Here is a 25,058-nt window from a genome sequence, read left to right as displayed (position 1 = left end):
TCCTTGCCATTTTTCTCGAGTTCGCTTGGCTTTTTCTCTGTGGAGTACGGCATTGACGACGATTCCGATGACCCTGAAGATCAAGCGCGCGTTCTCCGTCGTACGGGTGCTATGCATCTTTCTTGCACTCAGCGTGTCCATGCAAGCGCTCCAGACAATAGAGCGTTTCGCCGGCCGGCGAAGAGCGCGCCGACACAACAAATAGGCTCAGCATCGGCCACCCACGCTGGAGCCCATGCGCTTGTCGGCCCAACGTCGGTAGAAACGGAAGTGCGCTACGTTCAGTACTTTTCGCAGATCGCTGTGATCCCCACCAAATTCAGATCGACGCGCCACCATGATCAATGGCGCGCGTCGAAATTAACTCAGTGCATTTATCAAGGCGCGATTACTGGCCGGTATAACCGAGTGGAACCGTTGAATTGTTTTTCGCCACCGTCGCGTTATTCGACACGATGTACTGCGGCATTTCAGTAAGCGTCAACGTCACAGCGCCGTTGCTATAAGGAAGTGTGCTGACATTGCCGTACCCATCGATCTTCGTCACATTGCCCGACGTGCCCGCATTGTCGACCTGCAACGTGTAACTGCTCGAGTAGGTCTGGCTATACACGCCGTTGCTTGTCGGCCATTGCGCGTTGCTATGCGCCCATGCGGCCGTCACCACTTTGCCGTTGCCGAGTTGCTGGAACGCATACACAAATGCGCCCGACGGAGTGCCCTTTACGCGACCGAGCGTATTAGTGCCATCGAGTACGCGGGTCATCGTGGCGAATGCCATTGCCTCCGGTTTTGGCGACAGGTTGGTCGCGCCAAATGCACCCTGCGCGTTGTTCAGATCGAAGAACGAGCCGTAGCCCACTTCGCCCGGATAGTCGGGGCCGTAGAAAAGTGTGGTGACCTGGGCGCCGCCGCCGAGCACGATGATGTGTGCGCGCACGCCGACTGCCGCGTGAGCGAACAACTGGTTCTGCGACGGCACCGTCGGACCATAACTGAGGCCCGGATCGTAGCTGGTACCCGCTTCGGTGAAGAAGAGCTTCATGTTCGGCTTGCCCGCCTGCATCACCGAACGCAATTGCGTCATCTGGTTGTCGAGCGCGTTCGCCTGGTTCGCCGGATCCGGGTCGGAGTCCTGCAATTCCGGCGGATGTGCCGGATAAGTACCAGCATTCCAGTAACCGTGCGTCGACACGGCGTCGATGTAATTCCACAGACCCAGCGCGCCGAACTTCTTCAGATAGCCGGTCGTGCAGGTGTCGCAATTCGCAGCGAATGGATTGCCCGTGCCCATCACGATCGCGTTCGGATCTGTCGAGTGGATGCCTTCGTATGCCGCCTTATACATGGCGACGAAATTCGCGTCGCTGTCTGCCCAGCCGAGGCTCGGTTCCCACGTTACCTGATAATAGTTCTTCTGCTGGTTCGGATAGTTCGCGGCGCGAATTGCGTTCGTATCCGTGCCGACTCTTGCCATGAAGTTCTGGAATTCCGGCATGTTGGACGGCGCGTAATAGCTGTCGTTGAACTGCCCCGTCTTCGAGTCCCACGCAGGCAGACCGTCCAGACGCACAATCCGCATCTGATCGGGATTAGCCTTATAGAACGGATCCAGGTCGTTCGCGCTCGGCGTGTAGGTATTTGGACCATTGGGTTCCATCGCCGACACCTGGCGATCGTCGATCGTCCATGAGATACCGAGCGCGTGCAGTGCCGCGATATTGCCGTTGAAGCCCTGCATACCGAAGCGGTGCTGATCCTGATGCGCATAGGCGACGGTCCCGATCGCGGAACTCAGATCGGGCAGAACACCGAACGTTGCGATGCCCACCGGTCGCGTCCCGCTTCTGGGCAGTGTGCCGCCGCCGGAGCGCAACGTAGCAGTCAGTGCGCCGTAGCCGGCCCACGTCGACTTGCATGACAGCGTGTTGGTCTGCACGCCCGAACTCACGGCGAAACTGCCCTGCGTCTTGATTGCGCCATTCGAGTCCGCCACTGACCAGACGACGGTGTCGGCGTTCGGTGCATTCGTCGTAATGGCGATCTTGAACGTGGCGTTGTTCGGAAACACGCGCAGACCGTCGGTGGTCGGCGTGTCGGCGCTGATCACGCCGTTAGCAGTTCCGCCCGCCGTTTGCGTCGGGTTGCCGCATGAGATGGCGGCGCTCGTAGTCGCCGCTGCGGACGAAGACGGCGTAGGGCTTGGTGTCGGTGTCGGTGTCGGTGTCGGTGTCGGTGTCGGTGTCGGTGTCGGTGTCGGTGTCGGCGCGGGAGTGGGCGTTGGTGCAGGTGCAGGTGCAGGTGCAGGTGCAGGTGACGGCGTCGCTGCCGCCGCTCTCATCCAGCACGCCTTGTTGTATCCGAACGCGGGATCGACCTGCGAAACGGAGCCGACATAACACCCGACGCCGTTACTGAACGTACGGGGACTCGTCAACATTGTCGACGGTGCATCGGGCGGGACCGCGCCGAACACCACCGAAGCCGTGCCGAGAAACGAGCACTTGCCGTTCTCTTGCGCGCACAGCTTGAATTGCTGACCCGCAACCGTAATCGTACTTGCCTGCGCTTGCGCGCTTTGAGCACCCAGGGATGTCAGCGCCGTCGCCGCCGCGATTCCTACCAACCTCGAATATCTAACCATTGTCCCTGTCTTTGTGAAGAGAAGTTATCCCCGAAAAAGTAAGCAGGATCGGCAGGGCCGTCACGCCTTTGTCTTATTGGATGTGAGAGAAAAGCTGTGCCCCGGACGCAATGTGGTCCGTCTTGCAGCATCAAACGCGGGACGATCGAAGGCCGGCGCAGCTGTGCCTGTGCGCGCGGTGCGAAACAAATCACGGCTGTGCGAACGCCGCCTCTCCTAATACTCAATCGATTAGGATAGCTAAGCTAGTACTTCAGCCAGATGGCTTTTCATCAACGATCAATCTGTTCGTTGGTGCAACGCCCGCTACATGAATCACAGACTGGCCCGCAGAAACGAAGCAGGCGACAACGCCTCGCGAAATCTGCGCCATTAGCGCGGTCCTGCGACAAATGCTCGGCGCAACGGGCCAATAAGGAAATCTTACTCAGAACCAATGCCTGATGTGAACGCTGCGGCATTAGTTACTGGGCGTCTCGGCGGAAGAATTATAAACGTTTCAAAACTGCAACCAAGGGGGCGCAACTTAATAAGCAGCAATTGAAACCGTACTCCGTCATGAGGAGCCAGTGCATTCCCCGATCGGCTCCGCTACGAAAAGCTTGCCTCCGCATTGCGTAGAAAACGTAAAAGCTCTATTCGTCGGCGGATAAGCCGATTGACGTGGCCTGTAGAATTATCTGATCGCCATTTTCGGCTGCATCGCCAGAAGGAACTTAGCAAATTTCGAAGAATGCGTGACACTGGTACGCGTATTGCGTAGTGTTTAACCCAAGCTAAAAATCATTGCCGACTGTCCTGATTCGACTGCACCATGGCGTTTTAGCGCGTTACGCAACGCACTGACGTTGCGCACCAGAGTGGTACGCTGAAGAAAGCAGCCTTCGCGGGCAGTGAGCCGCCGCATTGCGGCGACATTCGAGCGACTAGAACGCACCGCGAAGCGCAATTGCCGGCTAACGGCTCAACATCGCTGCGGGAGCCACTGCGATGGGATACAAAACCTATACCCTGATGACCTTACTGGCGGTTAGTAACGCAGCCCAAGCGTGGCAGCCGCTCATCTACCCCGTTCAAAGTCAAAGCGCGTATCAGCGCAGCGTCGACAGTGCGCTCTGCTACGCGTCTGCGAATAAGGAAACCAAAGTCAACACCGTGCGCGAGGCGCAAATTCCGCCGCCAAAGCCAGCGGCAACCAAGACGTCTTCTACTGGCGCACCATCGCGCCCGCCGCTACCTCCAAGCACGTTCTCAGCCGCGCCTGCTGGTCCCGCGCTGCCTGACGGCACGGCGCCGGCCGCGCCCAACGCGGCTTCGGCGCCGCAACCCGGTGTCGGGACAGCCAGCAATGGCGCGTCGGCGGCCCGTGCGACACCCGCCAGTGGAGTCCCAGCGGCATCCAAAACCGCGGATGCGGGGCACGCCGCATCTGCCGCATTGCCGCCTTCCGCGGCAATCGGGGACAAGCCCGCTTCTGAGCCAGCGACCACAGCAAGCGATGCGGGCGCGTCGCAACCGGGCACTGCCGCACTGCCGCCACTACCGGCGCCCGAGCCGCCCATGACGCGCTACTGGGCTGCCTACGGCGCATGCATGCAGGCACGAGGCTATGTCGTTGCGCAGTGAGCCTTCGCCGCATGCATGCTTGCGGCATCCACTACGCCGGCTACGGGGAGCGCGTCGCACGCCGCCGGCAACATCGCGAATATAACGACATGAATAGAGATCAGAATCATTATTCGGAATGCGAACAATGTGGCGCACCACTCGTGAGCCGCGCCATTCCCTGCCCCTCATGTCATGCGCGCAGCGTTCCTGCGTACGCCGCGATGGTGCCGACGCTGACCGTGCGACTCACCGACGCGCGGCCGCCGAAAGCGCGGCGCCTACCGACGCGAAGAGTCTGGAGCCCGACACGTGCGCTCGCCAATCCATATGCTGTGCTGGAAGATGCAGCCATCGTCCGGAGCACCTATCAACGGATGCGCGAACCGCTCGCTCTGGCCGCCTCAGCTCTGATCGTAGCCTCGGCGGTCTACGTCGGCTTCATACACAGCCAGGACAGCGATGCAGACGGCGACCCCATAACTGTGTCGGGTGCGATCAGCAGACCGAAGAGCGCGCCGCCGGTTCTGGCGGAGCAGCGTCCTGAGACTGCTGCTCCTGCGCGCTCGACAGCGGTCACCGCCGCTCCTCGCTTCGACACGGCGCCCGCCAGGTTGCCAGCGGCATCGACCGCAGAGTCAGCCGCTTTATCGTCGTTGTCCGCGCGCCGCACTGCGCCGGCCGCTTCGACTGCCGGGGCCAGGTCCGCTGCGCCGGCCGCCGCAGCTATCACCATTGCATCCGCGCAAGCAAAGCGCAGTCCGGATGCCGCACCGCCGCTCACCCCAGAAGAAAAAGCGCGTGCCGACCTGGCGCGGCACCTGCGTGCCGCGCGTGCAAGCCTTCAGGGCAATAATTTATCTGCAACGAAGGCGCGCGTCGCCGCGGCGATCGCGGTGCAACCTCAAAGCCGTGACGCGCAGAACCTGCGCGCGGCCGTCAACACACGCGAACAACAGCGCGACGCATTGTTGAGTCTTGCCCGAGGCTGCGGCCACATTGGCCGGTGGGATTGCGTGTCGCTCAATGCAGGCAGCGCACTCGGTATCGATTCGAGCAGCAAGGAAGCGCGGCATCTGATGACACTTGCGGCACAGGAGTCGGCACTAGAAAGTGCGCGGACGATTGAGCCGACAACCGAAACTGCGCCCGATACACGCGAAATCAACCTGCATCATTAAAGCGCGCCCAGCTCGACGTTTAACGCGCCGACACTGCCGGGCACACTTGTCGCGCGATCGCGCGATATCGCTCGGCCGTGTCTCTAAGCGTGAGCCCGGCAAGCGATCTTTGCACGCGCTTCTCGCTCAACGCCTTTACGATGGCGTCGGCGTAACCGCTCACGTTGTCGGTATCGACCAATTGCACGCCGGGGAACCCATTGGCGAATGCGAACGCCGCTATCCTGCTCGCGACGATCGGCACGCCCGAGGCCAATGCCTCCAGAAACGCCACGCTGTGCCCTTCCGAACGCGAAGGCATGACGAAAACGCTCGACTCGGAGAGCACGGTCGCCACATCGCTGCGCGGCCCGGCGACCACGACACGCTCCGCGACGCCCAGCTCCGTTGCGAGCGCAACGACCGCGCGCTGATAGTCGGGGTCCTCGACTACGCCGTACAGCACGAGCCGTGCGTCGGCGACCTGCTTGAGCACTTCCCCGAAAGCGCGCACCGTGAGCAGTTGATTTTTCACAGACGCGTATCGGCCGATCTGAACGATCTGCGGAACACTTGCGGCTCGCTGCGCACCGTCGGTAAATGCAAAGCGGGCAAGATCGACGCCGTTCGGCACCACCGTCATCGACGGATGCACGCCGATTGCCTCTACGTAGTCCGTGACGCCTTGCTGCGATACGCCGATCACGACGCTCGCGCGCCCCGACAGAAGATGTTCGATGCGCCGGAACAGCGGGCGCTCGAAATCGTTGGTCGCGGAATGCATTACGTAGACCACAGGCACGCCCAACGGCAACGCACGCGCGTAGAACGACGGGATCGTGGCATGCGCGAAGATCACATCTGGGCGGAACCGCCGCACCGCGACGAACAGGTTCCACAACTTGCGCGCCGCGTGGTGTCGTTTTTGCGGAAACCAGCACTGCACGCCGTGCGCCTGTAACTCGCTCGCCAGCGAAGTGAAGTCTTCATGCGCAGGCAGGAGCGACCCCACGCATACCGCCATGCCCCCGGCGCACTGATCGAGCGCGAGGTCTTTCGCGAGCACTTCCGCGCCCGACAAACGCGGCGCCAGTACGAGATGGAAGACGCGCATCATGCAGTCCTTGCTCTCAAGGTTCTATAAAGCATCCACGCCGCGGCGCAGCCGAGGCCCAATGTCATCGACCATGCGATACCTGTCACGCCCCACCAGCGAACCGCGAGCGGCGCGCTCATCAGCAGCACCACTACCTGAATCGCCGATGCATGCACAGTCGCTTTTGCATCGCCGATTGCCCGCAAATACGAAACGAGCACCGCGATCAAAGCGCCTACCGCCATGTTGATGACAAGTATCCTGAAGAGCGGCACCGCGGGCAGCCAGGCCGCGCCGAGAATCAGCGAGAACATTGGCTCCGCGATCAGCCGCAGCACCTCGACAAACGCGGCGAGCCCGATTGCGGCCGCGAGCAGATAGACCCTGATGAGGCGCGACGCCGCCTTAGGATCGCGGCGATGATGCGCGGCAAAAGTCGGAAACAGGTATTGCGACATCGCGATCGCCGCATCGGCCAGCAGCATCTGCGCGAGACGCGACGACATCTGATAACCGCCGAGTTGCGCGGGTCCGAGCAGCTTGCCGACCACCACCTTGTCGAACTGGTTGAGCAGCAGGTTGATCACGCTGCTCGCCCAGATCCATCGACTGAAGCCGACATACTGGCCAATGCCCGACCACACCGGGCGCACCGGCGGCCTGGGTGTCATGGTGGCCCACGTCAGCACGCTTTTGAGCGATTCGCCGGCGACGAGGCCGATCAGTACCGAAGCCGCGCCCGCGCCGAGATAAGCGAGCGCAAGGCCGACCGAGCAGTCGACAAACGCCGCGGCCACCTCAACGCCCGCGATATGCTGAAAGCGCCGCTCGCGCTGGACCACGTAGTACGTCGGCGACGCGAGCCCGCGCAACAGCGGCAGCAACGCGGCAAGCTGGATCAGCACGAGCGATCCATCGAGATGAAACTGACTGCTCAGCAACGGCGCGAGCGCCACCAGCAACAGCGAAATCAATAAGCCACGCGCCGTGAGCGTGGTCCAGACCGCGCCGAGCTGCGAGCGCGTCGGTGCGTGCTCGCCTTGAATCACTGCCTGCGCGAGCCCCGTGTCGGACAGCGCCTCGGCAATCGCGACCGCGAGCAAAGCCACGCTCACACTGCCGATCGCCGCCGGCCCGAGCATCCGGCCGATCGCAAGAAATTTGATGGCCACCAGTCCACGCACCGCGAACTGTTGCAATAACACCCATGTCGCCGCGCTCGCGCCGAAACTGCTGGCTATCGAGAGCGCGGGAAGCCTGATCGCCCGCAAGCTGGTTCTCCGTCGAATTGCAGCGCTTTGCAGCGGTTTGATCAGCGTGTCGTGACTCGCTGTGAACGCCGCGGCGCCTGATTGGAATTAGGTCCCGCCAGCAAGCTGGCGACGGTTCATGCATCACCGTAAGCAGGACCATACCGCGAGACATTCGCCGTCAACCGCCATCAACCAGGCCGCTTCGGCCCAAGCCTTTGTGTGGTAGTACGTTTACCCACACAACGCGAGAGATAGGCGTTTTTCATGCTGTGGCGAGTGCTACCGTTATTCATCTGACGCCACGGCAGAGCCCGCGGCTCGGGCCATTTCCGCTCGCTGCGGAGAACCCGATGACGCAATTCGTCATCCCATGCACGCCTATTTCAACTATGCCTACCGACGTGATCGAACCTGACTTTGTCCTGATCGTGGAGCCCAATCTCACCGGCCACCGCTGGCGGTATGCCGAGTGGACGATGCAAGCCTGCGCAGAGGCCGGCTATCCGTGCATTCTGGTCACTGAATGCGCCAACGAAGATCACCGGCTCGCAAGACAGATCACTGCAGCCAACCGCCCCGATCAGCAAATCGCTTTTGTCGATCCGGAAGAGAGCCGCACTCACCGTTTGCGCGAGCGCAATCAGTACTGGCGCTTTCACAACTATTTCCAGCGTGCATATCGCATTCGCAGCCGCACACAGTCGATCCGGCTGGTGGTCGTGCCCTATGCCGATTATTTCTTCAATGGATTGCCGTTTCTCGGCTCGCCGTTCGGCAAGACGCCGTGGGTCGGCATTACGATGCGCTCGACGTTTCATCATCACAAGGTCGGCATTAAGGCGCCCGATCGTCCGCTCGTCAACACCATCAAGGCACAGTTGTTCAAACGCGCGGTTCGCACGCCGGGACTGCGCACGTTGCTGAGCATCGATCCCACTTTGCCGGAATGGGCGGCACTCAATGCATCGAAAGACAGTGCAAAGGTCGCGTACGTAGCCGACCCCTTCCCGGACGAACGCGCGGAAGACCCCGCACTCGCGCGCGAGCGGCTCGGGCTCGACCCCGCGCAACGCTACCTGCTCGTCTATGGTGCGATTACCGAGCGCAAAGGCATCTACGAACTCGTTCATGCGATGACGCGTCTCGAAAGCGCCCCCACGTTGATCGTTGCAGGCGAGCAGGATCCAAGTACGCGGCACTTCATGCGCAATCACGTTCGCAGTCTCACGCCGGCGCCGCTCGTGCTGGATTCGTTCATCTCCAACGACATGGAGCGCGATCTGTTTTCCGCGTGCGACGCGGTATGGCTCGGCTACAAAGGCCACTACGGCATGAGCGGTGTGCTCGTGCAGGCTTACCGCTTCGGCAAGCCGGTAATCGCAACAGAAGACGGGCTGATTGGCTGGTTCAGCAGGCGTTGCGAGCTGGGACCGATACTGAGCGACCTGAGCTCTGCGTCGATCGGCAAGGCCATTGCCGAAACAATGACTTCGTGGCCGCACGAACATGCAACGGCATCGTCGCGCGACAATCTACTGTCGCGGCACACGCTCGGCGAATTCAAGCAAACCTTGCTGCAACAGATGGCGTGATTCAACCACCGTACGCATGATGTGCGCCGGCGGTCACGCCAGCGCACATCATGCGTTTACTCACGACAACTGCCCGCTGGCCACAGGCACTTCCTCGCGCACCGAGCTGCTGCGCTTTTCCGGAAACAACGCGTTGCGCATTAGCAGGAACGGATATTCGATTGCGCGCGTAGTCACATAACCGATCACGATTGCAATGACGAACTGCGCCATGAGCGCAACGATCCAGATGACGCCAGGTGCGAGGCCAAGTGCGGTGGCCTTGCGTATCACCATGTCGCCGGGAGCGAGAGCGAGCGAGTGCCACAAGTAGATTCCGTACGAATACAGACCCACCCAGGCGACGCCGCGATAAATCCATGTCGTGCGCAGCGACCCCGAGTACTCCAGCACCAGCACGATCAGCGCGGCAAAGCCAAGTGCCTGGATCGTGTATCCAATGCTTTCGTCGAGTGCGATGTTGCTCGTCGCCAACACGAGCCATGCACATAGCAGCGCGACGCTCCCGATCAGCAGCCACTTGCGCTTCGCGATCTGGTGATAGATGCCCGGCTTCATCCAGTAGATCGCGGACAGGATCACACCAATCAGCAAACTGTCGATGCGGTACTGGGTATAAGCAAACGCGCCTTGCAGATCGCCGCCCGCCACCGCAAAGCAACGCGCTGTGAGCGTTACCGCACAGATCGCCGAAAGTACGCCGATAATCGTCCATGCACCGAGTCGCAAGCGCGAGAAAAGTAAAAGCAGCGCCGGCAGAACGAGATAAAAATGTTCTTCGACCGCGAGACTCCAAGTCTGCGTGATCGAAGTACCGAGGTAATTCTGCAAATGCGTCATGTTCTGGAAAAGAAATGTATTCCACGGATGCCGGCCGGCCAGCACATGGAAAACAATCAGAACGTAATACGCGGGCCAGATACGGAACATCCGCCGCACGATGAAACGGCGCGCGTCGACGTGACCTGTCTCAGCGTATTGCCGAAGCAGCAGGCCGCCGACGAGAAAGCCGCTCAATGTGAAGAAGAGATTGACGCCCTCTCGTCCAAAGTTCTTGAGTGGATACTCGATAATCTGAAGGAGTACATTGTCGGTATGAACAGCGTGAAAGTGAAAGCCCATCACCGCAATGATTGCGATGCCGCGAACGAAGTCCAGTTCGATCGCACGTCCGGCTTTCGCGGGTCCCGTCCCGCCAAATAGCTTCATTTTGTTTTCCCCTTTCCGTTTTTTCGGTCGCATCCCCCGTCTTTGCATCTTCGGTGCCGGCAGGTACATGCGACCGCCAAGATCAAGGCATTCACCGACAATAAAGGAGAGCTTGCGTGCGTCTTGCAGGCATAGCCCTTTCCACTGTCGCCAGAATCCAGGCAGGCGGAGACGAACAGCAATTTGCGATATCCGCAAGCACAAAGTTGCGCTCACAATGACCCGACGCGAGACCGTCCGCTTAGACGACGGCAAACGGCGACGGGGAGGAAAGAAGAATGCGCCATCAGTATGCAGCACCTTGGATATGGATTTTTCTATTACCGCTTGCGCTGGACTACAAGGCCACCAACGCGACCACGGGCCATTTCGCCCAATTCATATTCGTCGCTCCAGCAGTGGCAGCGGGGCTCGCCCTCCTGCTCATCGCACCGCGCTTTCAAGAGCGCTCCCGGCTTCGCACGATCGTCACCACGAGCCTGCTGTTGTGCGTATTCGGTAGTGTCGTTGCGCAACTCATCCAGGATAACGACGGCGGCAACTATCTACGCGTGCTGCTGCCGTTCATGCTTTTCCTGCTCGGCTATCTCGTCGCGTGCAGACCGTGGAGCGAGCAAAGAATCGCGCAGTTTGAAAAAGCGCTCTTCGCGGCGAACGTAGTCAGTCTCGTGTTCACCTTCGTCTATGGTCTCGCGACGAGCGGCGGCCTGGACGATGCGCGCTTTCGCATCATCTCCGTGACTTTGCTCGGACTGCAAGGCGTGCTGCTTCACGAATTCGTAGTCGCCAAGCGCTATTCGCCGTTCACGATCGCCGTGTTTGCCGGCACCGTGATTGTCGAACTGCTAAGCGTGACTCGCAGCCTCCTGGTCGGTACGGTGCTTCTGTTCGTGATCGCAATGGCACTTAGCGCGCCGTCGATGCGGCAGATCTGGCGTGCCGTCGCTCGCGGGCTCATGGTTGTCGTGGTATTGGCGGGCGTGGCGGGTATCGCGGTACTGGCGGTTCCCAATGTCGCGGAGCACTGGACGCAGCGCATTTTCGTGGCGGAAGCAACCATCTCCGGCAAGGATCCGACCACCATCACGCGTCTGGCAGAAATGCGTGACCAATATGACCAGGTCACCGCCTCTCCGGAAACGCTGCTGTTCGGTGCGGGCTACGGGCACTACTACCGTTATTCACCGGATTATCTGCCGGACCTTGCAGGGCAGTTCAGCAAGCAGGATTTCTACGCGATCAACGAATGGGCTGCGGGCCACAACTTCTGGGTCTATCAGCTGTTCGCGGGCGGGGTCGTGTTCGGTATCGCGATGCCTCTAGCCACACTCGGCGCGCTCGCGCTCTGTTTCTTCGCCTATCGCTACTGGCGCTCGGTAGCGCCCGATGCGCCCATGCTGCCGATACTTGGCCGCGCGATCATGCTGTTCGCCGCGTTGCCGGCCACCTCTATCGGCGGCAATCCGCTTGGGCCTCGCTTTTCGGGGCTCGTATTCGGCATTGGACTCGGTTTGATGATTGCCACTTACACGCGTTTGCAGCGCGCGCTGCCCGCACGCGCGAACCGCATGAGCGCCGCGCGCCGCATGCGGGCCGCCGCCTCGCCTGACCTGCCGCGCAGCATGCAGCCAGGCATGGGCCGCACGGATGTCGCTAGTACGCTGGGCATGTCGCAGACGGCACGGCTGCCGGGTTCCAACCGACCGGACATCGCGCGATGAAAATCCTACACGTGCTTGCAAGCGTCGATCCACGCGCCGGCGGTCCGGTTGAAGGCGTTCGCCGTAGCGGCGTGGCTATGCAGGATGCGGGGCATGAAGTCGAAGTTGCCACCTGCGACGCCCCTGACGATCCATACCTCGCGGCTTTTCCGTTCCCGGTTCATGCGTTCGGTCCCACGACCAACCGCTACAGCTATAGCGCCTATCTCGCGCCGTGGCTCGCGAGTCATGCGAAGCGCTTCGACGCCGTCGTCGTGCACGGCCTGTGGCAATACCATGGCTTTGCGACATGGAAAGCGCTGCACGACAGCGGCGTGCCGTACTACGTGTACACGCACGGCATGCTGGACCCGTGGTTCAAAGAGGCGTATCCGCTCAAGCATCTAAAGAAGTGGCTCTACTGGCCGTGGGCTGAGTACCGTGTGCTGCGCGACGCGCGCGCTGTGATCTTCACCACCGAAGAAGAGCGCACCAGGGCACGCCAATCGTTCTGGCTCTACCGCGCTCGCGAGCGCATCGTGCCGTTTGGAACAACGGTACCTAAGGTCGACGCAGCGTCAGTGCGCGAAGCGTTTTTGCAGGCAGTACCCAGCGCACGCGGCAAACGCGTCGTGCTGTTTCTCGGCAGAGTGCACGCGAAAAAAGGCTGTGACCTTCTGATCGACGCATTCGCGCGCGTGGCCAAACGCGACCAGGCGCTGCATCTCGTGATCGCCGGCCCGGATGAAACCGGCTGGGCCGCGAGTCTGCGCGCTCAGGCGCAGGCTGCCGGGATCGCACATCGCATGAGCTTGCCCGGCATGCTGCAGGGCGACTTGAAGTGGGGAGCCTTTCACGCAAGCGACGTATTCGCGCTGCCGTCGCATCAGGAGAATTTCGGCGTCGCGGTGGCCGAGGCACTCGGCTGCGGCCTGCCCGCGTTGATCTCCGATAAGGTCAACGTGTGGCGCGAAATCGAAGAAGACGGCGCGGGGCTGATCGGACCCGACACCGTCGAGGGCACCGAAAGAAGCCTCGTTCGCTGGCTGGAACTCGACGATGCTGCTCGTGAAGCGATGCGTGTGCAAGCCGCGCGCACATTCAACGCCCGCTTCAGGATCGAAACCATGGTGAGCGCGTTGACCACCTTGCTTGAAACGAGAGGCGGTCACCACGACGAAGCAGAGAAGACCACGCTCCCCACTTTTCGCAAAGCCACTCAACAGGCTCGCTGACATTCCATAGAAAAGGCGGCGCTTATATAAGCGCCGCCTTTTTTTGTTCCAGGCGACGCCGCGTTCACCGCGCCGTCGCCTCTTTCATTGCACTGCCGGTTCACTGCTCCTTCATCAACGGCGTCAACGTCGAGGCCGCGATCGGCAGCGTCTCTACCGGCGACTGCGCCGGCGTAACACCGCTATTCGCCGCTTCCGCGCGCGTATTGCCGACGATGTTCGGAACGTCGAGCTGCCGAGCCAGGTGGCCGGCGAGCCGCAACGACAATGCGGCGATCGTAATGGTCGGGAAGTTCGCGCCGACAGTCGGGAACACCGAACTGCCGCCAATGTAAAGATTGCTGATTCCGTGTACCTTGCAATCGCGATCGACCACGCCCTCGCGCGGTGAATCATGCATGCGCGTCGTGCCCATGTGATGCCACGTCCCTTCCAGTTTTTGCGGCCAGGCCCTGCCTTCGAGCGGCGCATCGAGTTGGACTTCGGCGACGCGTGCGAGCCGCAGCTCCTTCGCTAGCGCGTCGAACGTCTTGTCGAAGGTGCGCTTCACCTGGTCGCCGAGGCGCCAGTCGACCTTCACGCGCGGCATGCCGAACTGATCGCGCTTATCGGCGCACAGTGTGACGCGGCTATCCGGATCGGGTACTGCCTCGACGATTGCCTGCAGTGTGACGTCGGTGATCAGCGCGGGCCACTGTAACAGCCGCGTCAAGCCATATCCCACCGTATGCAGAGGGTGCGCCGCCATCGTCGCAATGTCCGCCTTCAGGCTGCGCCCCGGCTGGTCCTTGTGCATCAGCGCTTCCTTGCAGCGGATCAGCGCCTCGGAGCCCGCGCTGCCTTCGCCGTACCACCGCGAATAAAGCCACACGCGAGAATTGAGCAGTTTTTCGCGCTCCATCATCTCCGGTTTCGGCGCGAACTGAGACGAGATCTTCGTACCATGCGCCGAGACTGCCGGGTTCTGGTAGTGGTACTTGATGTCATACAGCTTGTTGCGCGCAACGCCCGGCAGGAAACGCACTTTCCCCGACATCATGCGCGGGTGATCCATGAAGTAGCGTCCCACCAGATCGTTCGCGTTGCCGAGTCCCGCCGCCTGCACATTGTTCGAAGCAAGCAGCAGGCGCGCGTTCTCGATTCCGCCCGTGGCGAGCACGAAGATGCGCGCCTTCACAGACATTCTGCGGCCGCTGAGCGTGCCGACCTGCACTCGGGTAATCGTCGTGCCTTGCGCATCCGCGTCGATATTCAGGACGTTCGCGTACAGAAACACGCGCACGCGCGTAGAGCGCGACAGTTCCTCGCGATACACCTTGCCAAAGCGCACTGGGGGGCTGAACTGGGCGACGGTGTCGCGCATATCGCCGGTACCTAGCGGGATGCGGCGCACGTCCGAGCGGCCGATCTCGCGCTCCCAGTAGGCGGGATCGAAGGTTTGGGGGCCGAGCTTCAGCAGATCGTGCGTGCGCGCATAGTATGGCGCGAGCTCGTCCAGACCGAACGGCCAGCCGCTATGCGGAATCCAGTCGCGCTTCTCGAAGTCCCACGGATCGAGCGGGCGGCACCAGCCGCCCCAGCAGTTGCTGCTGCCGCCAAGATAGCGGCTGCGCGAGCCGTCCGCGAACCGGTACGGCAGCCCGGCATTCTCGCCGCGATAGAGGTCGCGTGTCGCCTCGTCGGGAACGAGGCCGCCACTTTCAAGCATGCAGGTATCCACGCCGATCCGCGACATTTCGCGTGCGAGCGTGATGCCCGCGACCCCTCCCCCGATGATGCAAACCGTCGTTTCTATGACCGTGTTTTGCTCGACATTGCGAGTATCGATGAACATCCGCAGCTCCCGTATTCTTCATAATGTTTGTGGGGCGTCGCTGGCTCGCAAGCGAGCGGCTTCGCGAGCAACGCGCCCATATGTCGTGACCGGATGTGCCTTTTTCCGGTTGCCACCACGTCGGTCTCCTCAGCGTATAAACGCTGCGGCTTTACTTCTGTGCTTCAGGTCACGAAAGAAACCGCTTCCGTAAAAAGCGGCATGGATTTCCGCCATACACGCCCTCGGCTTCAAGCGAACGATGTACGACAGACAGCGGCGTGACGACTGCCGAGCGGCCGATCGTCACGCCCATTTGCACGACGCATTTCGACGTGATCCACACGCCGTCCTCGATCACAATAGGTGCCACACGCAGGTCCATCGTGGTGCTCATGTCATGCGAGCCGGCCGTGAGGAACGTGCCTTGAGAGATGCACACATTCGAGCCGATGTGAATCGGCGCCTGGTTGTAGATCCACACGTCGACGCCGAACCAGCACTTGTCGCCGACCTCGAGATGCCATGGCGCCTTCACGCGCAATGGATGCACGAAACGGCACCCCGTACCGATCTTCGCGCCGAAGAGGCGCAGCAAAGCGACTCGCACGAATGAAAACGGCAGCAGCTTGTTGTTGATTACGCAGGCTTCCACGAAGAACCAGATGAGCTCTACGAGCGCACTGCGCCCCGCGCGGTAATTCCCCTTGCCGGCGAGACTCAGGTCGATGACGCGGCGCACGGCGGCGTCGCTTTCTGCTTGCGGCGCACATGCGAGCCGCGGGTCGTCAGCAATGTTGCCCATCATGTTCCTCCATACCTTGCTTTCCTGCTGATATACACAGGCATACTGATTATTTTTCTGCGAGTGGCATTGACCGCCATATGTGCGTTCAAACGTGTCGGTCCAGGCAAGCGTTTTGGCGGCTACGTGCATGGATTCTGGCGCACGATATCTTCACCACGACTGTATTAACCCGGGGATCACAATGACCACTTCTCTTCAACGCACTGCCACCTGCATGCTCGTCCTTGCCGCCGCGTGCGCAGGACCGGCGCTCGCCCAGAACGCCGCGCCCGCGCGAGCACCGGCAATGACCGCCACCGCGCCGACCGGCTATGGCGCGCCCCAGCAAGCTCCCATCGATCGCCGCGCCGTGCAGCGCAAGCGGGAGCAGAAGCTGCTCGGCGCGCCCGATGGATACGGCGCTGCCGATGCGCAAGGCGGCAACATCGACGACGCACGCCGCGCGGCGTTGATGGACGAGCAACGCATGACTGTTATCGGAGGCGAACAAGTCGCCCAGCAGGGCGCTGCGGGTAAGCGCAAGGCGCCTGCCGCAGCCAACGGCCAGTTGCGCGTGGCCGACGCGGCCCCCGGCCAACGCGCGGCAGACAAGCTGCTGCCCGAAGGCGCGGCCAAGGCCGCCTACACCGACCCGTACGCAACGGGTAAGCGCTCCGTCTACAGGTCGCCGTGGTAATGGCGCATTCATGAGAAGGCCGCGTGCCGGTTCAGTCCGGCGCGGCATCCTCCGTAGTAGCCGGCTTTGCATGCGGCACCGCCACCGCTGAAGGCCTTGCGTCGAAATACGTCTTGCTCGCTTTCGCCCGCCTTCTTCCTGCCGCGCGGCACAGCATTCCAACGCGTTCTTCAAACGTACTGATCGTCGAATCCGGCGACAGCGTGCTCTCCGCATAGTCACGCCCGGCGCGGCCGAGCGCAGCTCGCCGCTGCGAGTCGTTTGCGAGTGCAGTGATAGCGCCGACCAGCGCCTTCACGTTATCCGGCGGCACGACTACGCCACGCGAATGCACCGCCTCGTGAAGCGCCGTACCGCGCCGTGCCATCGCAATCGTCGCGCGACCGCTCGCGAGCATGCCGGTCAGCTTCGACGGCATCACCAGATCGGCCGCATCGGCGCGTTGCGGCAGCACGTGAATGTCCGCTAGATTAAGCAGTTCGTTCAGGCGCTCCACCGGCTGCAGCGGAAGAAAGATGCAGTTCGGCAACGCGGCGCAGCGCTTGACGAGGTTCTCTCTCGCCGCGCCACTACCGCAGAAAACGAACGTGACGTCGGGGCGAAACGCGAGCGAGGCCGCCGCTTCCGCAAGCGTCTCGATACCCTGCTTCGCGCCCATGTTGCCCGAGTACAGAACGACCTTCTGCTCGTCGGATATGTTGAGCAGGCTACGATACTCGCTCGGCCGCGACAGCGGAAACACCGCTGAAACATCGACCCAGTTGGGCAGGCACACCACCTTCGAAGGCTCGACACCCTTTGTCGACGCACGCGCGCTCATTTGCCGCGTGATGGACGACACTGCATCGAAGCGGCGCAATAACTGGCTTTCGATCCAGCGCGCGATTCGCGCGGCACGCGAACCTTTGAGGAGACCGAGTTCGAAAGCGGCGTCGACCTCATAGTCCTGAATGTGCAGCCATGCGCTCGCGCGGGCGACCCGGGCGAGCGCGATCGTCGCGGGCGCGCACATCAAGGTCGGTGCGATCAACAGTACTGCATCGGGGCGCCAGAAGGCCTGCAACGCGAGCAACGGCAAAGAGGTTGCCGCGAAGCTGGCCAGATGAATCATCCGCTTTACGCCGCTGGGGCGTGAAGGCACCCATAGCGGCGCGCGCCATACCGTGACACCGTCGCGCTCTTCCCGACGATAGCGCCACGATGTGTACCCCGAGGAAACCCGCCAATCCGGGTAGTAAGGCGGAGCGCATACCACGCGGACGTCGTGCCCCCGGCTCGCAAGCAGCGCGGCCATTTCTGCCGTGTACTTGCCAGTCCCCGTGAGTTCGGGCGCGTAATTTAGGCCGTAGATCAGGATCTTCATTGTGCGTGTCTGAACGTGTTTAAGGCTGCTATGCCCGACCTCGCGGCGGCGCCGCGACGCCCGTCAATCGCTCAGCATCAGCGCACAGCCCCGGGCAATATTGGCGGCTGCAGAAGGCGGATCGAAACGACGAATGACATCCATGCACCGGTGAGCGGTGCCGCTCGCATCGGCGAAAGCCTCCATCGCCTTCAGGAGCGTGCGCTGCAATCCGGCAACGTCGCCGGCGGTAAACGAATAGCCGCTCACTCCGTCGACAACGAGTTCCGGCACGCAGCCGCAGCTTTCGCTGACCACTGCCGGACAACCGTGCGCGAGCGCCTCGTTCACCACGAGGCCCCACGGCTCGCTATAGCTCGGCAACACCATGCACGTCGCGCCGTAGTACTCCCGCGTGAGCGGCTCGTCCTGCAAACTGCCGGCGAAAGTCACCGCGCCGGTCAGTTGCAGTTCCGCGACCTTCGCATGCAATGCGTCGGCCATCGGCCCCGTGCCCACTATGCGCAACTGTGATGCAGGAACACGCTTGCGCAGGCCGGCGAACGCTTCAATCAACGTGCCGATGCCCTTCTCTTCCGACAGACGTCCCACGTATAGAAACACCGGGGGATTTCCGGCGCGCGCGGCGACGCGCTCCACTAACGCGCGTTCCGGGGAAAACGAACCCGGCAACGCGGCCGCCTGGCACGGCACGAAGATCTTTTCCCGCTTCGCGCCGAGCGACAGCAGATATTCGCGGCTGCGCTCCCCAAACCCGAAATAGCCGTCGCACAGCGCAAAGAACACTCGCTTTGGAATCGACGTAATGAGCTTCTTAGGCCGATCCCGTGCAGTCGAATCGCAAAACACCGCTCGCCGCTTGCCCGTCACGATGCACGCCGCAAGCATCGCCCAATATTCCGGACGGTGATAGCCGGGAAGCACAATCAAATCGGACTTGGCCTTCAGCACCTCCCATGTGAGCCGGGCGATCATCTTGATTGTCGGCACGTCTTCGTAGCAGCCGTCGAACAGTTTCTGCATCGGATACCGATGGTACGAATAATCGACGTCGGAGAAGCCGATGCGGTCGTGCTCGGTATCGGCGATCTGGACCATCGAATAACGAATTGCTCCGGATGCCGAAATATTATGCAGCGCAGAAAAGACGACACCTTTGTGACGCGACCATACGACGTTGTGGAAGATGGTGACTGATGCAGACATTTTTATGCAGCTCCTCGACAAGGCGTCATTGCATGGCAGCCGTGGTCGCCGACCCGGTATACGATTCGACGAAATCCCGGTACGTCGACGCGATTCCCTGCTCGAGTCCGACCGTCGAGCGCCAGCCCATCTTCGCAAGACGCGAGACGTCGAGCAGTTTGCGCGGCGTGCCATCCGGCTTCGACGCATCGAACACCAGTTCGCCTTCGAAACCCACCACCTTGCAAATGCACTCCGCCAGTTCGCGAATCGACAGATCTTCGCCGACACCCACGTTGAAAAGACCTTCGGTCACGTTGTTTTCGAGCACGAACAACGTCGCGGCTGCCAGGTCGTCAACATGCAAGAACTCGCGCCGCGGAGTGCCCGAGCCCCACACCGTCAACGTGTCCGCGCCGTTCAGCTTCGCTTCATGCGCCTTGCGCAAAAGCGCCGGCAACACGTGGCTGCTGTTCAAGTCGTAGTTGTCGTTCGGGCCATACAGATTGGTCGGCATCAACGACACGTATTGCGTGTTGTATTCGCAGTTGTACGCCTCGCACAACTTCACGCCCGCGATCTTCGCAATCGCGTAGGCGTCGTTGGTCGGCTCGAGCGACGAGGTCAACAGATATTCCTCGCGGATCGGCTGCGGACACTGCTTCGGGTAAATGCACGACGATCCGAAGAAGACGAGCCGCTCGACCTGTGCGCGATACGCCGCGTGAATCACGTTGGTTTCGATCACCAGATTTTCATAGATGAACTCGCCCGGCCGCGACGCGTTGGCAAGAATACCGCCCACGCGCGCCGCGGCCAGCAGCACGACATCGATCTTTTCCGCCTGGAAGAAGCGGTTCACGGCTGCCTGATCCGTGAGATCGAGTTCGACGCGCGACCGGGTAATCACGTTGGTATAGCCCGCGGCAGCGAGCCGTCTGACCAGCGCAGAGCCGACCATGCCGCGGTGCCCCGCGACGAAAATGCGTGAATGTTTGTCCATCGCAGTCACTCGTGATGTTCGAGCGCCGTGAAACCGGCGAGCGTGACGAGCGCGTCACGACGTGCAATCTGGAAGTCGGAGCGAACCATCTCCTTGACGAGCGAAGCGAACGGCGTGGTCGGCTGCCATCCGAGCTGCGCATGCGCCTTGGACGGATCGCCGAGCAGCGTCTCCACTTCCGCTGGACGGAAGTAGCGCGGATCGACACGCACAATTACATCGCCCGGCGACATTCTGGTTTCGCGCCCTTCCACCTTCTCGACAATGCCGATTTCGTCGACACCGCTGCCTTCGAAACGCACCGTAACGCCCAGTTCGGCAGCCGCGTGCTGAACGAACTGACGCACGCTGTACTGCACACCGGTGGCGATGACGTAATCCTCCGGCTGCTCCTGTTGGAGCATGCGCCATTGCATCTCGACGTAGTCGCGCGCATGACCCCAGTCGCGCAACGCGGAAAGATTGCCGAGGTACAGCGTTTTCTGCATGCCGACCGCGATACGTGCAATGGCACGCGTGATCTTGCGCGTCACGAAGGTCTCGCCGCGTACGGGCGATTCGTGATTGAACAGGATCCCGTTGCATGCATAAAGGCCGTAGGCTTCGCGATAGTTGACGGTCGTCCAGTACGCGAACATCTTCGCCACTGCATAAGGGCTGCGCGGATAGAACGGCGTGGTCTCCGATTGCGGCACCTGTTGCACGAGGCCATACAGTTCCGAAGTCGACGCCTGATAAAAGCGCGTCTTGTTCTGAAGGCCCAGGATACGGATAGCCTCGAGGATGCGCAACGCGCCGAGACCGTCCGCGTTAGCCGTGTATTCCGGCTCTTCAAACGATACTGCAACGTGGCTTTGCGCCGCCAGGTTGTAAATCTCGTCCGGCTCCACGCGTTGAATCACGCGCAGAATACTGGTGGAATCCGTTAAATCCGCATGATGCAGAAAGAGCCGCTGTTCCGGATCGTGTGGATCGCGATACAGGTGATCGATTCGATCTGTGTTGAATAGCGACGAGCGGCGTTTGATGCCGTGAACTTCGTAGTCCTTAGCGAGCAACAGCTCGGCAAGATACGACCCGTCCTGCCCCGTGATCCCCGTGATCAGCGCGACCTTGCGTTTCATGAAGCTTCCCCTTTTGAACTTTTTAGTACTTGTGGCGAGAAAACTCAGCCCCGATTTTCAACCTGCGATACTTTCTTTCAACCCGCGATACCGTCTTTTAACCCGCGATACTGTCTTTTCTTTCAACCCGCGATACTGTCGTACCCGTAATAGCCGCCCTGATAACCCGAACCGAGGAATGCTCCTTCCTGCGGCACATCAGTGAGCAATACGCCTCTGAGTCCGACGCCTCCATTACGAAGACGCTTGGCGGTCTCCGCAATTTCATTCACCGGATGACGGCCATGGCGCACCACCAGCAGTGTCGTACCCGCATGCTTGCCGATCAGTGTCGAATCGGTCACCGCGAGAACCGGCGGCGTATCGATGATCACGAGGTCGTAGCGCGCCTTCAGTTCTTCGAGCATCGACTCGAAGCGCGAACTCATCAGCAGTTCGGAAGGATGCGACGGCAGCGTGCCCTTCGCCAGCACGTCCAGACCCGGCAGCACGTCGCGCTGGATCATCGACGCCAGATCGCCGCCGCTCAGCACATCCGACAAACCGGGCTGATGCGCGATGCCGAAATGCGAGTGCACGTCACCGCGCCGCATGTCGCCGTCGATAACCAGCACGCGTTTATTTGCCGACGCCACCAGTGCCGCCAGATTCACCGACAGGAACGACTTGCCCGCGTCGGGCCGCGAACCCGTGATCATCACCACGTTATTCGGAGCGTGGTCGAGTGAAAGCTGCAGCGAGGTGCGCAGATTCCGCACGCCTTCGACAGCGATATCTTCCGGTGCCTGCTGGGCGAGAACATGCAATCCGCGACGGCGCAACATGACATTTTCCTGCAACCGCAACTGCGTCTGGCTGCGCGGCACCACGGCGAACACCGGGACGCCCAGCACCGCTTCGAGCTCGTCAGGACGCTCCACGCCGCCGTACATCGCGCGCTTGAAGAAGGTCAGCATGATGCCGAGTACGAGGCCGCCGCCGAGCGCGATCAGGATTGCGATCACGCGCTTCGGACGCACCGGCTCATCCGGCGCCTCGGCGAAATCGACCACCCGCACGTTGCCGACCTGACCTGCCTTCGCCACGCGCAGTTGTTGCGCGCTATTCAGCAGATTCGTGTAAAGCTCGGTATCGACATGCACATCGCGCAACAGACGCAACGCGGTCTGCTCCGTGTCCGGCATCACCGACACGCTGCGGTTCATATTGGTCTGCGCGCCCTGCAGTGCTGCGATTTGCGCATCCAGCGAGGCGACCGCCGGGTGATTCGCGGTGAAGCGTTGCGACATCTCCGCACGTTGCGTTTGCAGGTCCAGCAGCTTGGTCTTGTTGTCGACGATCTGCTGAAGCAGCAAGCGGCTCTCTTCGCCAAGATCCACCGTACCGTGCGTGTTGCGGAACTTGTTGTAGCGCTGTTCGGCGTCGTCCAGTTCCTTGCGCAAGCCCGGCAATTGCTGATCGAGGAATGCGAGCATGTGCTCGGCTTCCGTCGAACGGCTCGCAACGTCCTGGCGCACGAATTCACGCGCCATGCTGTTGACGATCGCCGCGGTCAACGCGCTGTCGCCGCCTTCGAGACTCGCGCGGATCACGCCGGACTGCAGCGTGGTTTCCTGCACGACGAGCGCTTTCTGCAAACGATCGACCGTGCTCAACGTCGATGCACGCGACAACTCGAACTGCGAGCCCGGCGCGCCGGTCAGCGAATCGACACGCAGGGCGATCGGACCGTCCGCCGTGTCGGTTTCAACCGTTTCGCCGACGTGACCCGACAGAATCGCAATGCCGTTTTTGTCGCGCAGCACGTACGAACGATCGTTGCCGGCGATCAGCGTGAACGTCGTGTCGTACATCTCTTTCGACGTGTCGAAACGCGACACCGAGATGCTTTCATTGCCCCACGCGTAGCCGGACAGATTGATGAACTGCGGTAGTTTGAAGCCCCACTGCCCGTTCACGAGCCCGGCAATCAGGCTGCCGATAACCGGCATATAGCGCGGCGTAGCGGTGATGTCGAGATGCAGTTTCTTGACGGTCTCCTCCGTCACGAGACGCGATTTGAGCAGCTCGATCTCGGCCGCGGTCGACGGCTTCGTATCGAACATCCCGGTGAGCGGCGGCAACGAGTCCTTGCCGTTCGCGTTGGCATTCGCCGTCTTGTCCTCGACGTGAAACAACACATCCGCTCGATACGTTGGCGGGGCCAGGAAAGCGTACGCGCACCCCAGCGCGAGCGCTATCAGCGTCACCATGGCGATGGTGCGCCAGCCCCGCACGATAGTGCGGAGATAGTCCGACAGATGAAGCTCGTCCGGTCCGGACACGTCGGTGTAGCGGTTTTCGAAATTGATTGCCATTTTGGTCACCCAGCGGAACCCGGCGGTTCTGATTTACGTTATAGGGTCGTTATTTCGCGAGCACGGCACCAGTCACAGCCGCATTGATTGCCGGCAGCAGCAGGTTCAACACACGGTTAAAGCGAACCAGTCCGCCCTGACCGACATACACCACGTCCTTCGGTTGCAGCTCGAACTGGTTGGCGAGAATCATCGAAACCGGCGAGGTTGCGTCGAGGTGATAGACCTGCGGCGAATCGCTCGTCGAGTTGCGGATCACGAACAGTTGCCGCGTGGCGGCTGTGTTCGAATCGAAGCTGCCGCTATCCGAAATGGCTTGCGAAAGCGTCAGCGAACCGTTGCGCATCGGCGTGATCGTCGCAGGCTTGTTCACTTCGCCCATCACATAGACACCGCTGTCTTCGCGCGAGGCCACGCGTATCGCGTCGCCCGGTTGCAGGTAGATGTTCGACGGGTTGTGTCCGCGCTTGAGCAGGTCATCCATGTTCAGCTGATACGTGACGCCATTGCGAATCAGCTCGACACGGCTGCGATCGGCATTCGGGCTGAAGCCGCCGCCCTGGTTGATCGCGCTCGTGAGCGACATCGAAATGTCGTTGATCGACTGCGTGCCAGGCGTGCGGACTTCGCCGTCTACATAGATCTGCGCAGCGCGGAAAGACGCTACACGCACGGTCACTTCCGGCTTCTGATAGACCTTGCTCAGGCGGCTATACAGTTCCTTCTGGATCGTGCCGACGTCTTTGCCGGCCACGTGCACCGTGCCCGCGTACGGGAACTGCACATCGCCCTTTTCGTCGATGAGAAAGCCCGATGCCGCGTCGGTCGTCTTGCCGTTCTGCGCCGGCTGGCCTAAAGCTGCCGCGAGTTCCGGGTGATCCCACACGACGATTTGCAGCACGTCGCCGGGACCCACGCGATAGGGAGTCGGCTTGCCGAAAAGCGCCAGTGTTTCCGACGGCAATGCGGCAGTGGTTTGCTCGGTGCGCATCTTGCGCACCAGCGACAGATTGATATCGGTAATCGGTATCGTCTGTTGCTGCGCGGGTTCGGTGCTGAAATCGCCACCTGTTTCCTGAAGCATGGCCGGTGTGTCCATCCGCTGACCAGGCGCGGCGGCGCAGCCCGCGAGCAATGCAGCGATGGCGAAAACCGTAAGACTTCCCGTGCGTGTACCAAGCGAGCTCATAACATTTCCTCCTTGCGCGGGAGCGGCGTTCCCCAGATAAGGCGAC

Annotated in this window: 19 protein-coding genes; 6 read left to right on the top strand and 13 right to left on the bottom strand. The window is 61.2% G+C overall.

Going from position 1 to position 25,058, the window contains the following annotated elements; translation table 11 throughout:
* Nucleotides 1-388 precede the first annotated feature (388 nt).
* Entirely contained in the window at nucleotides 389-2,110 is a 1,722-nt protein-coding gene (locus tag BCA01S_RS17380) for a glycoside hydrolase family protein (RefSeq protein WP_174447061.1), read from the bottom strand.
* A gap of 4 nt (nucleotides 2,111-2,114) precedes the next feature.
* Nucleotides 2,115-2,348, bottom strand: coding sequence for a hypothetical protein (locus tag BCA01S_RS39080; protein ID WP_244146003.1), 234 nt, complete (start codon nucleotides 2,346-2,348; stop codon nucleotides 2,115-2,117).
* Nucleotides 2,349-3,634: 1,286 nt separating this feature from the next.
* Between BCA01S_RS39080 and BCA01S_RS39075 the strand changes: the two genes are divergently transcribed.
* Together BCA01S_RS39075 and BCA01S_RS17370 are read left to right on the top strand one after the other, a co-directional pair.
* Nucleotides 3,635-4,270 (top strand): hypothetical protein, encoded by a 636-nt coding sequence (locus BCA01S_RS39075; RefSeq protein WP_027777989.1) that lies wholly within the window; start codon nucleotides 3,635-3,637, stop codon nucleotides 4,268-4,270.
* Nucleotides 4,271-4,626: 356 nt separating this feature from the next.
* The gene (locus BCA01S_RS17370; protein WP_244146002.1) at nucleotides 4,627-5,430 is read left to right on the top strand and encodes a hypothetical protein; all 804 of its coding nucleotides are present in this window, start codon (nucleotides 4,627-4,629) and stop codon (nucleotides 5,428-5,430) included.
* Nucleotides 5,431-5,449: 19 nt separating this feature from the next.
* Here the strand turns inward: BCA01S_RS17370 and BCA01S_RS17365 are convergent, their stop codons facing one another.
* Both BCA01S_RS17365 and BCA01S_RS17360 read right to left on the bottom strand, forming a co-directional pair.
* The gene (locus BCA01S_RS17365; RefSeq protein ID WP_042318835.1) at nucleotides 5,450-6,523 is read right to left on the bottom strand and encodes a glycosyltransferase family 4 protein; all 1,074 of its coding nucleotides are present in this window, start codon (nucleotides 6,521-6,523) and stop codon (nucleotides 5,450-5,452) included.
* Nucleotides 6,523-7,776 carry an oligosaccharide flippase family protein gene (locus BCA01S_RS17360; protein ID WP_027777986.1) on the bottom strand — a complete coding sequence of 418 codons (1,254 nt, stop codon included), beginning with the start codon at nucleotides 7,774-7,776 and terminating at the stop codon, nucleotides 6,523-6,525. Before BCA01S_RS17360 ends, BCA01S_RS17365 begins: the two co-directional genes overlap by 1 nt.
* Before the next feature lie 371 nt (nucleotides 7,777-8,147).
* On the opposite strand from BCA01S_RS17360, the gene BCA01S_RS17355 reads away from it, so the two are divergent.
* Complete coding sequence (locus BCA01S_RS17355) at nucleotides 8,148-9,350, top strand: glycosyltransferase (RefSeq protein ID WP_027777985.1); 1,203 nt, start codon at nucleotides 8,148-8,150, stop codon at nucleotides 9,348-9,350.
* Nucleotides 9,351-9,410: 60 nt separating this feature from the next.
* Here the strand turns inward: BCA01S_RS17355 and BCA01S_RS17350 are convergent, their stop codons facing one another.
* The gene (locus BCA01S_RS17350; protein WP_027777984.1) at nucleotides 9,411-10,559 is read right to left on the bottom strand and encodes an acyltransferase family protein; all 1,149 of its coding nucleotides are present in this window, start codon (nucleotides 10,557-10,559) and stop codon (nucleotides 9,411-9,413) included.
* Between the two features lie 278 nt (nucleotides 10,560-10,837).
* Between BCA01S_RS17350 and BCA01S_RS17345 the strand changes: the two genes are divergently transcribed.
* On the top strand, nucleotides 10,838-12,280 hold the full coding sequence (locus BCA01S_RS17345; RefSeq protein ID WP_027777983.1) for an O-antigen ligase family protein: 1,443 nt from the start codon (nucleotides 10,838-10,840) through the stop codon (nucleotides 12,278-12,280).
* On the top strand, nucleotides 12,277-13,494 hold the full coding sequence (locus BCA01S_RS17340) for a glycosyltransferase (RefSeq protein ID WP_027777982.1): 1,218 nt from the start codon (nucleotides 12,277-12,279) through the stop codon (nucleotides 13,492-13,494). The genes BCA01S_RS17345 and BCA01S_RS17340 overlap by 4 nt, the downstream gene beginning before the upstream one ends.
* A gap of 100 nt (nucleotides 13,495-13,594) precedes the next feature.
* Here BCA01S_RS17340 and BCA01S_RS17335 read toward each other — a convergent pair whose 3' ends face one another.
* Nucleotides 13,595-15,328, bottom strand: a complete 1,734-nt coding sequence (locus BCA01S_RS17335; RefSeq protein WP_027777981.1) for an FAD-dependent oxidoreductase — start codon at nucleotides 15,326-15,328, stop codon at nucleotides 13,595-13,597.
* Between the two features lie 169 nt (nucleotides 15,329-15,497).
* Nucleotides 15,498-16,112, bottom strand: coding sequence for a DapH/DapD/GlmU-related protein (locus BCA01S_RS17330; protein ID WP_027777980.1), 615 nt, complete (start codon nucleotides 16,110-16,112; stop codon nucleotides 15,498-15,500).
* A 184-nt stretch (nucleotides 16,113-16,296) separates the two neighbouring features.
* On the opposite strand from BCA01S_RS17330, the gene BCA01S_RS17325 reads away from it, so the two are divergent.
* The gene (locus BCA01S_RS17325; RefSeq protein ID WP_027777979.1) at nucleotides 16,297-16,791 is read left to right on the top strand and encodes a hypothetical protein; all 495 of its coding nucleotides are present in this window, start codon (nucleotides 16,297-16,299) and stop codon (nucleotides 16,789-16,791) included.
* A 31-nt stretch (nucleotides 16,792-16,822) separates the two neighbouring features.
* On the opposite strand, the gene BCA01S_RS17320 is transcribed toward BCA01S_RS17325, so the two are convergent.
* The 6 genes from BCA01S_RS17320 to BCA01S_RS17295 all read right to left on the bottom strand — a co-directional run bounded on the left by BCA01S_RS17320 (nucleotide 16,823) and on the right by BCA01S_RS17295 (nucleotide 25,012).
* The gene (locus BCA01S_RS17320) at nucleotides 16,823-18,154 is read right to left on the bottom strand and encodes a glycosyltransferase WbuB (RefSeq protein ID WP_027777978.1); all 1,332 of its coding nucleotides are present in this window, start codon (nucleotides 18,152-18,154) and stop codon (nucleotides 16,823-16,825) included.
* Between the two features lie 63 nt (nucleotides 18,155-18,217).
* Complete coding sequence (locus BCA01S_RS17315) at nucleotides 18,218-19,360, bottom strand: glycosyltransferase family 4 protein (protein ID WP_027777977.1); 1,143 nt, start codon at nucleotides 19,358-19,360, stop codon at nucleotides 18,218-18,220.
* 25 nt (nucleotides 19,361-19,385) lie between these two features.
* Nucleotides 19,386-20,342 (bottom strand): GDP-L-fucose synthase family protein, encoded by a 957-nt coding sequence (locus tag BCA01S_RS17310; protein ID WP_027777976.1) that lies wholly within the window; start codon nucleotides 20,340-20,342, stop codon nucleotides 19,386-19,388.
* Between the two features lie 5 nt (nucleotides 20,343-20,347).
* Nucleotides 20,348-21,466, bottom strand: a complete 1,119-nt coding sequence (gmd, locus tag BCA01S_RS17305) for a GDP-mannose 4,6-dehydratase (protein ID WP_027777975.1) — start codon at nucleotides 21,464-21,466, stop codon at nucleotides 20,348-20,350.
* Between the two features lie 122 nt (nucleotides 21,467-21,588).
* Nucleotides 21,589-23,823, bottom strand: coding sequence for a polysaccharide biosynthesis tyrosine autokinase (locus BCA01S_RS17300; RefSeq protein WP_027777974.1), 2,235 nt, complete (start codon nucleotides 23,821-23,823; stop codon nucleotides 21,589-21,591).
* A 49-nt stretch (nucleotides 23,824-23,872) separates the two neighbouring features.
* On the bottom strand, nucleotides 23,873-25,012 hold the full coding sequence (locus tag BCA01S_RS17295) for a polysaccharide biosynthesis/export family protein (protein WP_027777973.1): 1,140 nt from the start codon (nucleotides 25,010-25,012) through the stop codon (nucleotides 23,873-23,875).
* Nucleotides 25,013-25,058: the final 46 nt, after the last annotated feature.

The sequence above is a fragment of the Paraburkholderia caledonica NBRC 102488 genome, assembly GCF_000685095.1.
Taxonomy (GTDB): Bacteria; Pseudomonadota; Gammaproteobacteria; order Burkholderiales; family Burkholderiaceae; genus Paraburkholderia; species Paraburkholderia caledonica.
Note: the sequence above shows the minus strand (reverse complement) of the source record. Positions and strands in the feature narration are given on the sequence as shown.

Bases quoted from the DNA above. Each gene is read 5' to 3' on its own strand.
- BCA01S_RS39075 (WP_027777989.1), top strand. From the start codon at position 3,635: ATGGGATACAAAACCTATACCCTGATGACCTTACTGGCGGTTAGTAAC.
- BCA01S_RS17370 (WP_244146002.1), top strand. From the start codon at position 4,627: ATGCGCGAACCGCTCGCTCTGGCCGCCTCAGCTCTGATCGTAGCCTCG.
- BCA01S_RS17365 (WP_042318835.1), bottom strand. From the start codon at position 6,523: ATGCGCGTCTTCCATCTCGTACTGGCGCCGCGTTTGTCGGGCGCGGAA.
- BCA01S_RS17355 (WP_027777985.1), top strand. From the start codon at position 8,148: ATGCCTACCGACGTGATCGAACCTGACTTTGTCCTGATCGTGGAGCCC.
- BCA01S_RS17350 (WP_027777984.1), bottom strand. From the start codon at position 10,559: ATGAAGCTATTTGGCGGGACGGGACCCGCGAAAGCCGGACGTGCGATC.
- BCA01S_RS17345 (WP_027777983.1), top strand. From the start codon at position 10,838: ATGCGCCATCAGTATGCAGCACCTTGGATATGGATTTTTCTATTACCG.
- BCA01S_RS17340 (WP_027777982.1), top strand. From the start codon at position 12,277: ATGAAAATCCTACACGTGCTTGCAAGCGTCGATCCACGCGCCGGCGGT.
- BCA01S_RS17335 (WP_027777981.1), bottom strand. From the start codon at position 15,328: ATGTTCATCGATACTCGCAATGTCGAGCAAAACACGGTCATAGAAACG.
- BCA01S_RS17330 (WP_027777980.1), bottom strand. From the start codon at position 16,112: ATGGGCAACATTGCTGACGACCCGCGGCTCGCATGTGCGCCGCAAGCA.
- BCA01S_RS17325 (WP_027777979.1), top strand. From the start codon at position 16,297: ATGACCACTTCTCTTCAACGCACTGCCACCTGCATGCTCGTCCTTGCC.
- BCA01S_RS17320 (WP_027777978.1), bottom strand. From the start codon at position 18,154: ATGAAGATCCTGATCTACGGCCTAAATTACGCGCCCGAACTCACGGGG.
- BCA01S_RS17315 (WP_027777977.1), bottom strand. From the start codon at position 19,360: ATGTCTGCATCAGTCACCATCTTCCACAACGTCGTATGGTCGCGTCAC.
- BCA01S_RS17310 (WP_027777976.1), bottom strand. From the start codon at position 20,342: ATGGACAAACATTCACGCATTTTCGTCGCGGGGCACCGCGGCATGGTC.
- gmd (WP_027777975.1), bottom strand. From the start codon at position 21,466: ATGAAACGCAAGGTCGCGCTGATCACGGGGATCACGGGGCAGGACGGG.
- BCA01S_RS17300 (WP_027777974.1), bottom strand. From the start codon at position 23,823: ATGGCAATCAATTTCGAAAACCGCTACACCGACGTGTCCGGACCGGAC.
- BCA01S_RS17295 (WP_027777973.1), bottom strand. From the start codon at position 25,012: ATGAGCTCGCTTGGTACACGCACGGGAAGTCTTACGGTTTTCGCCATC.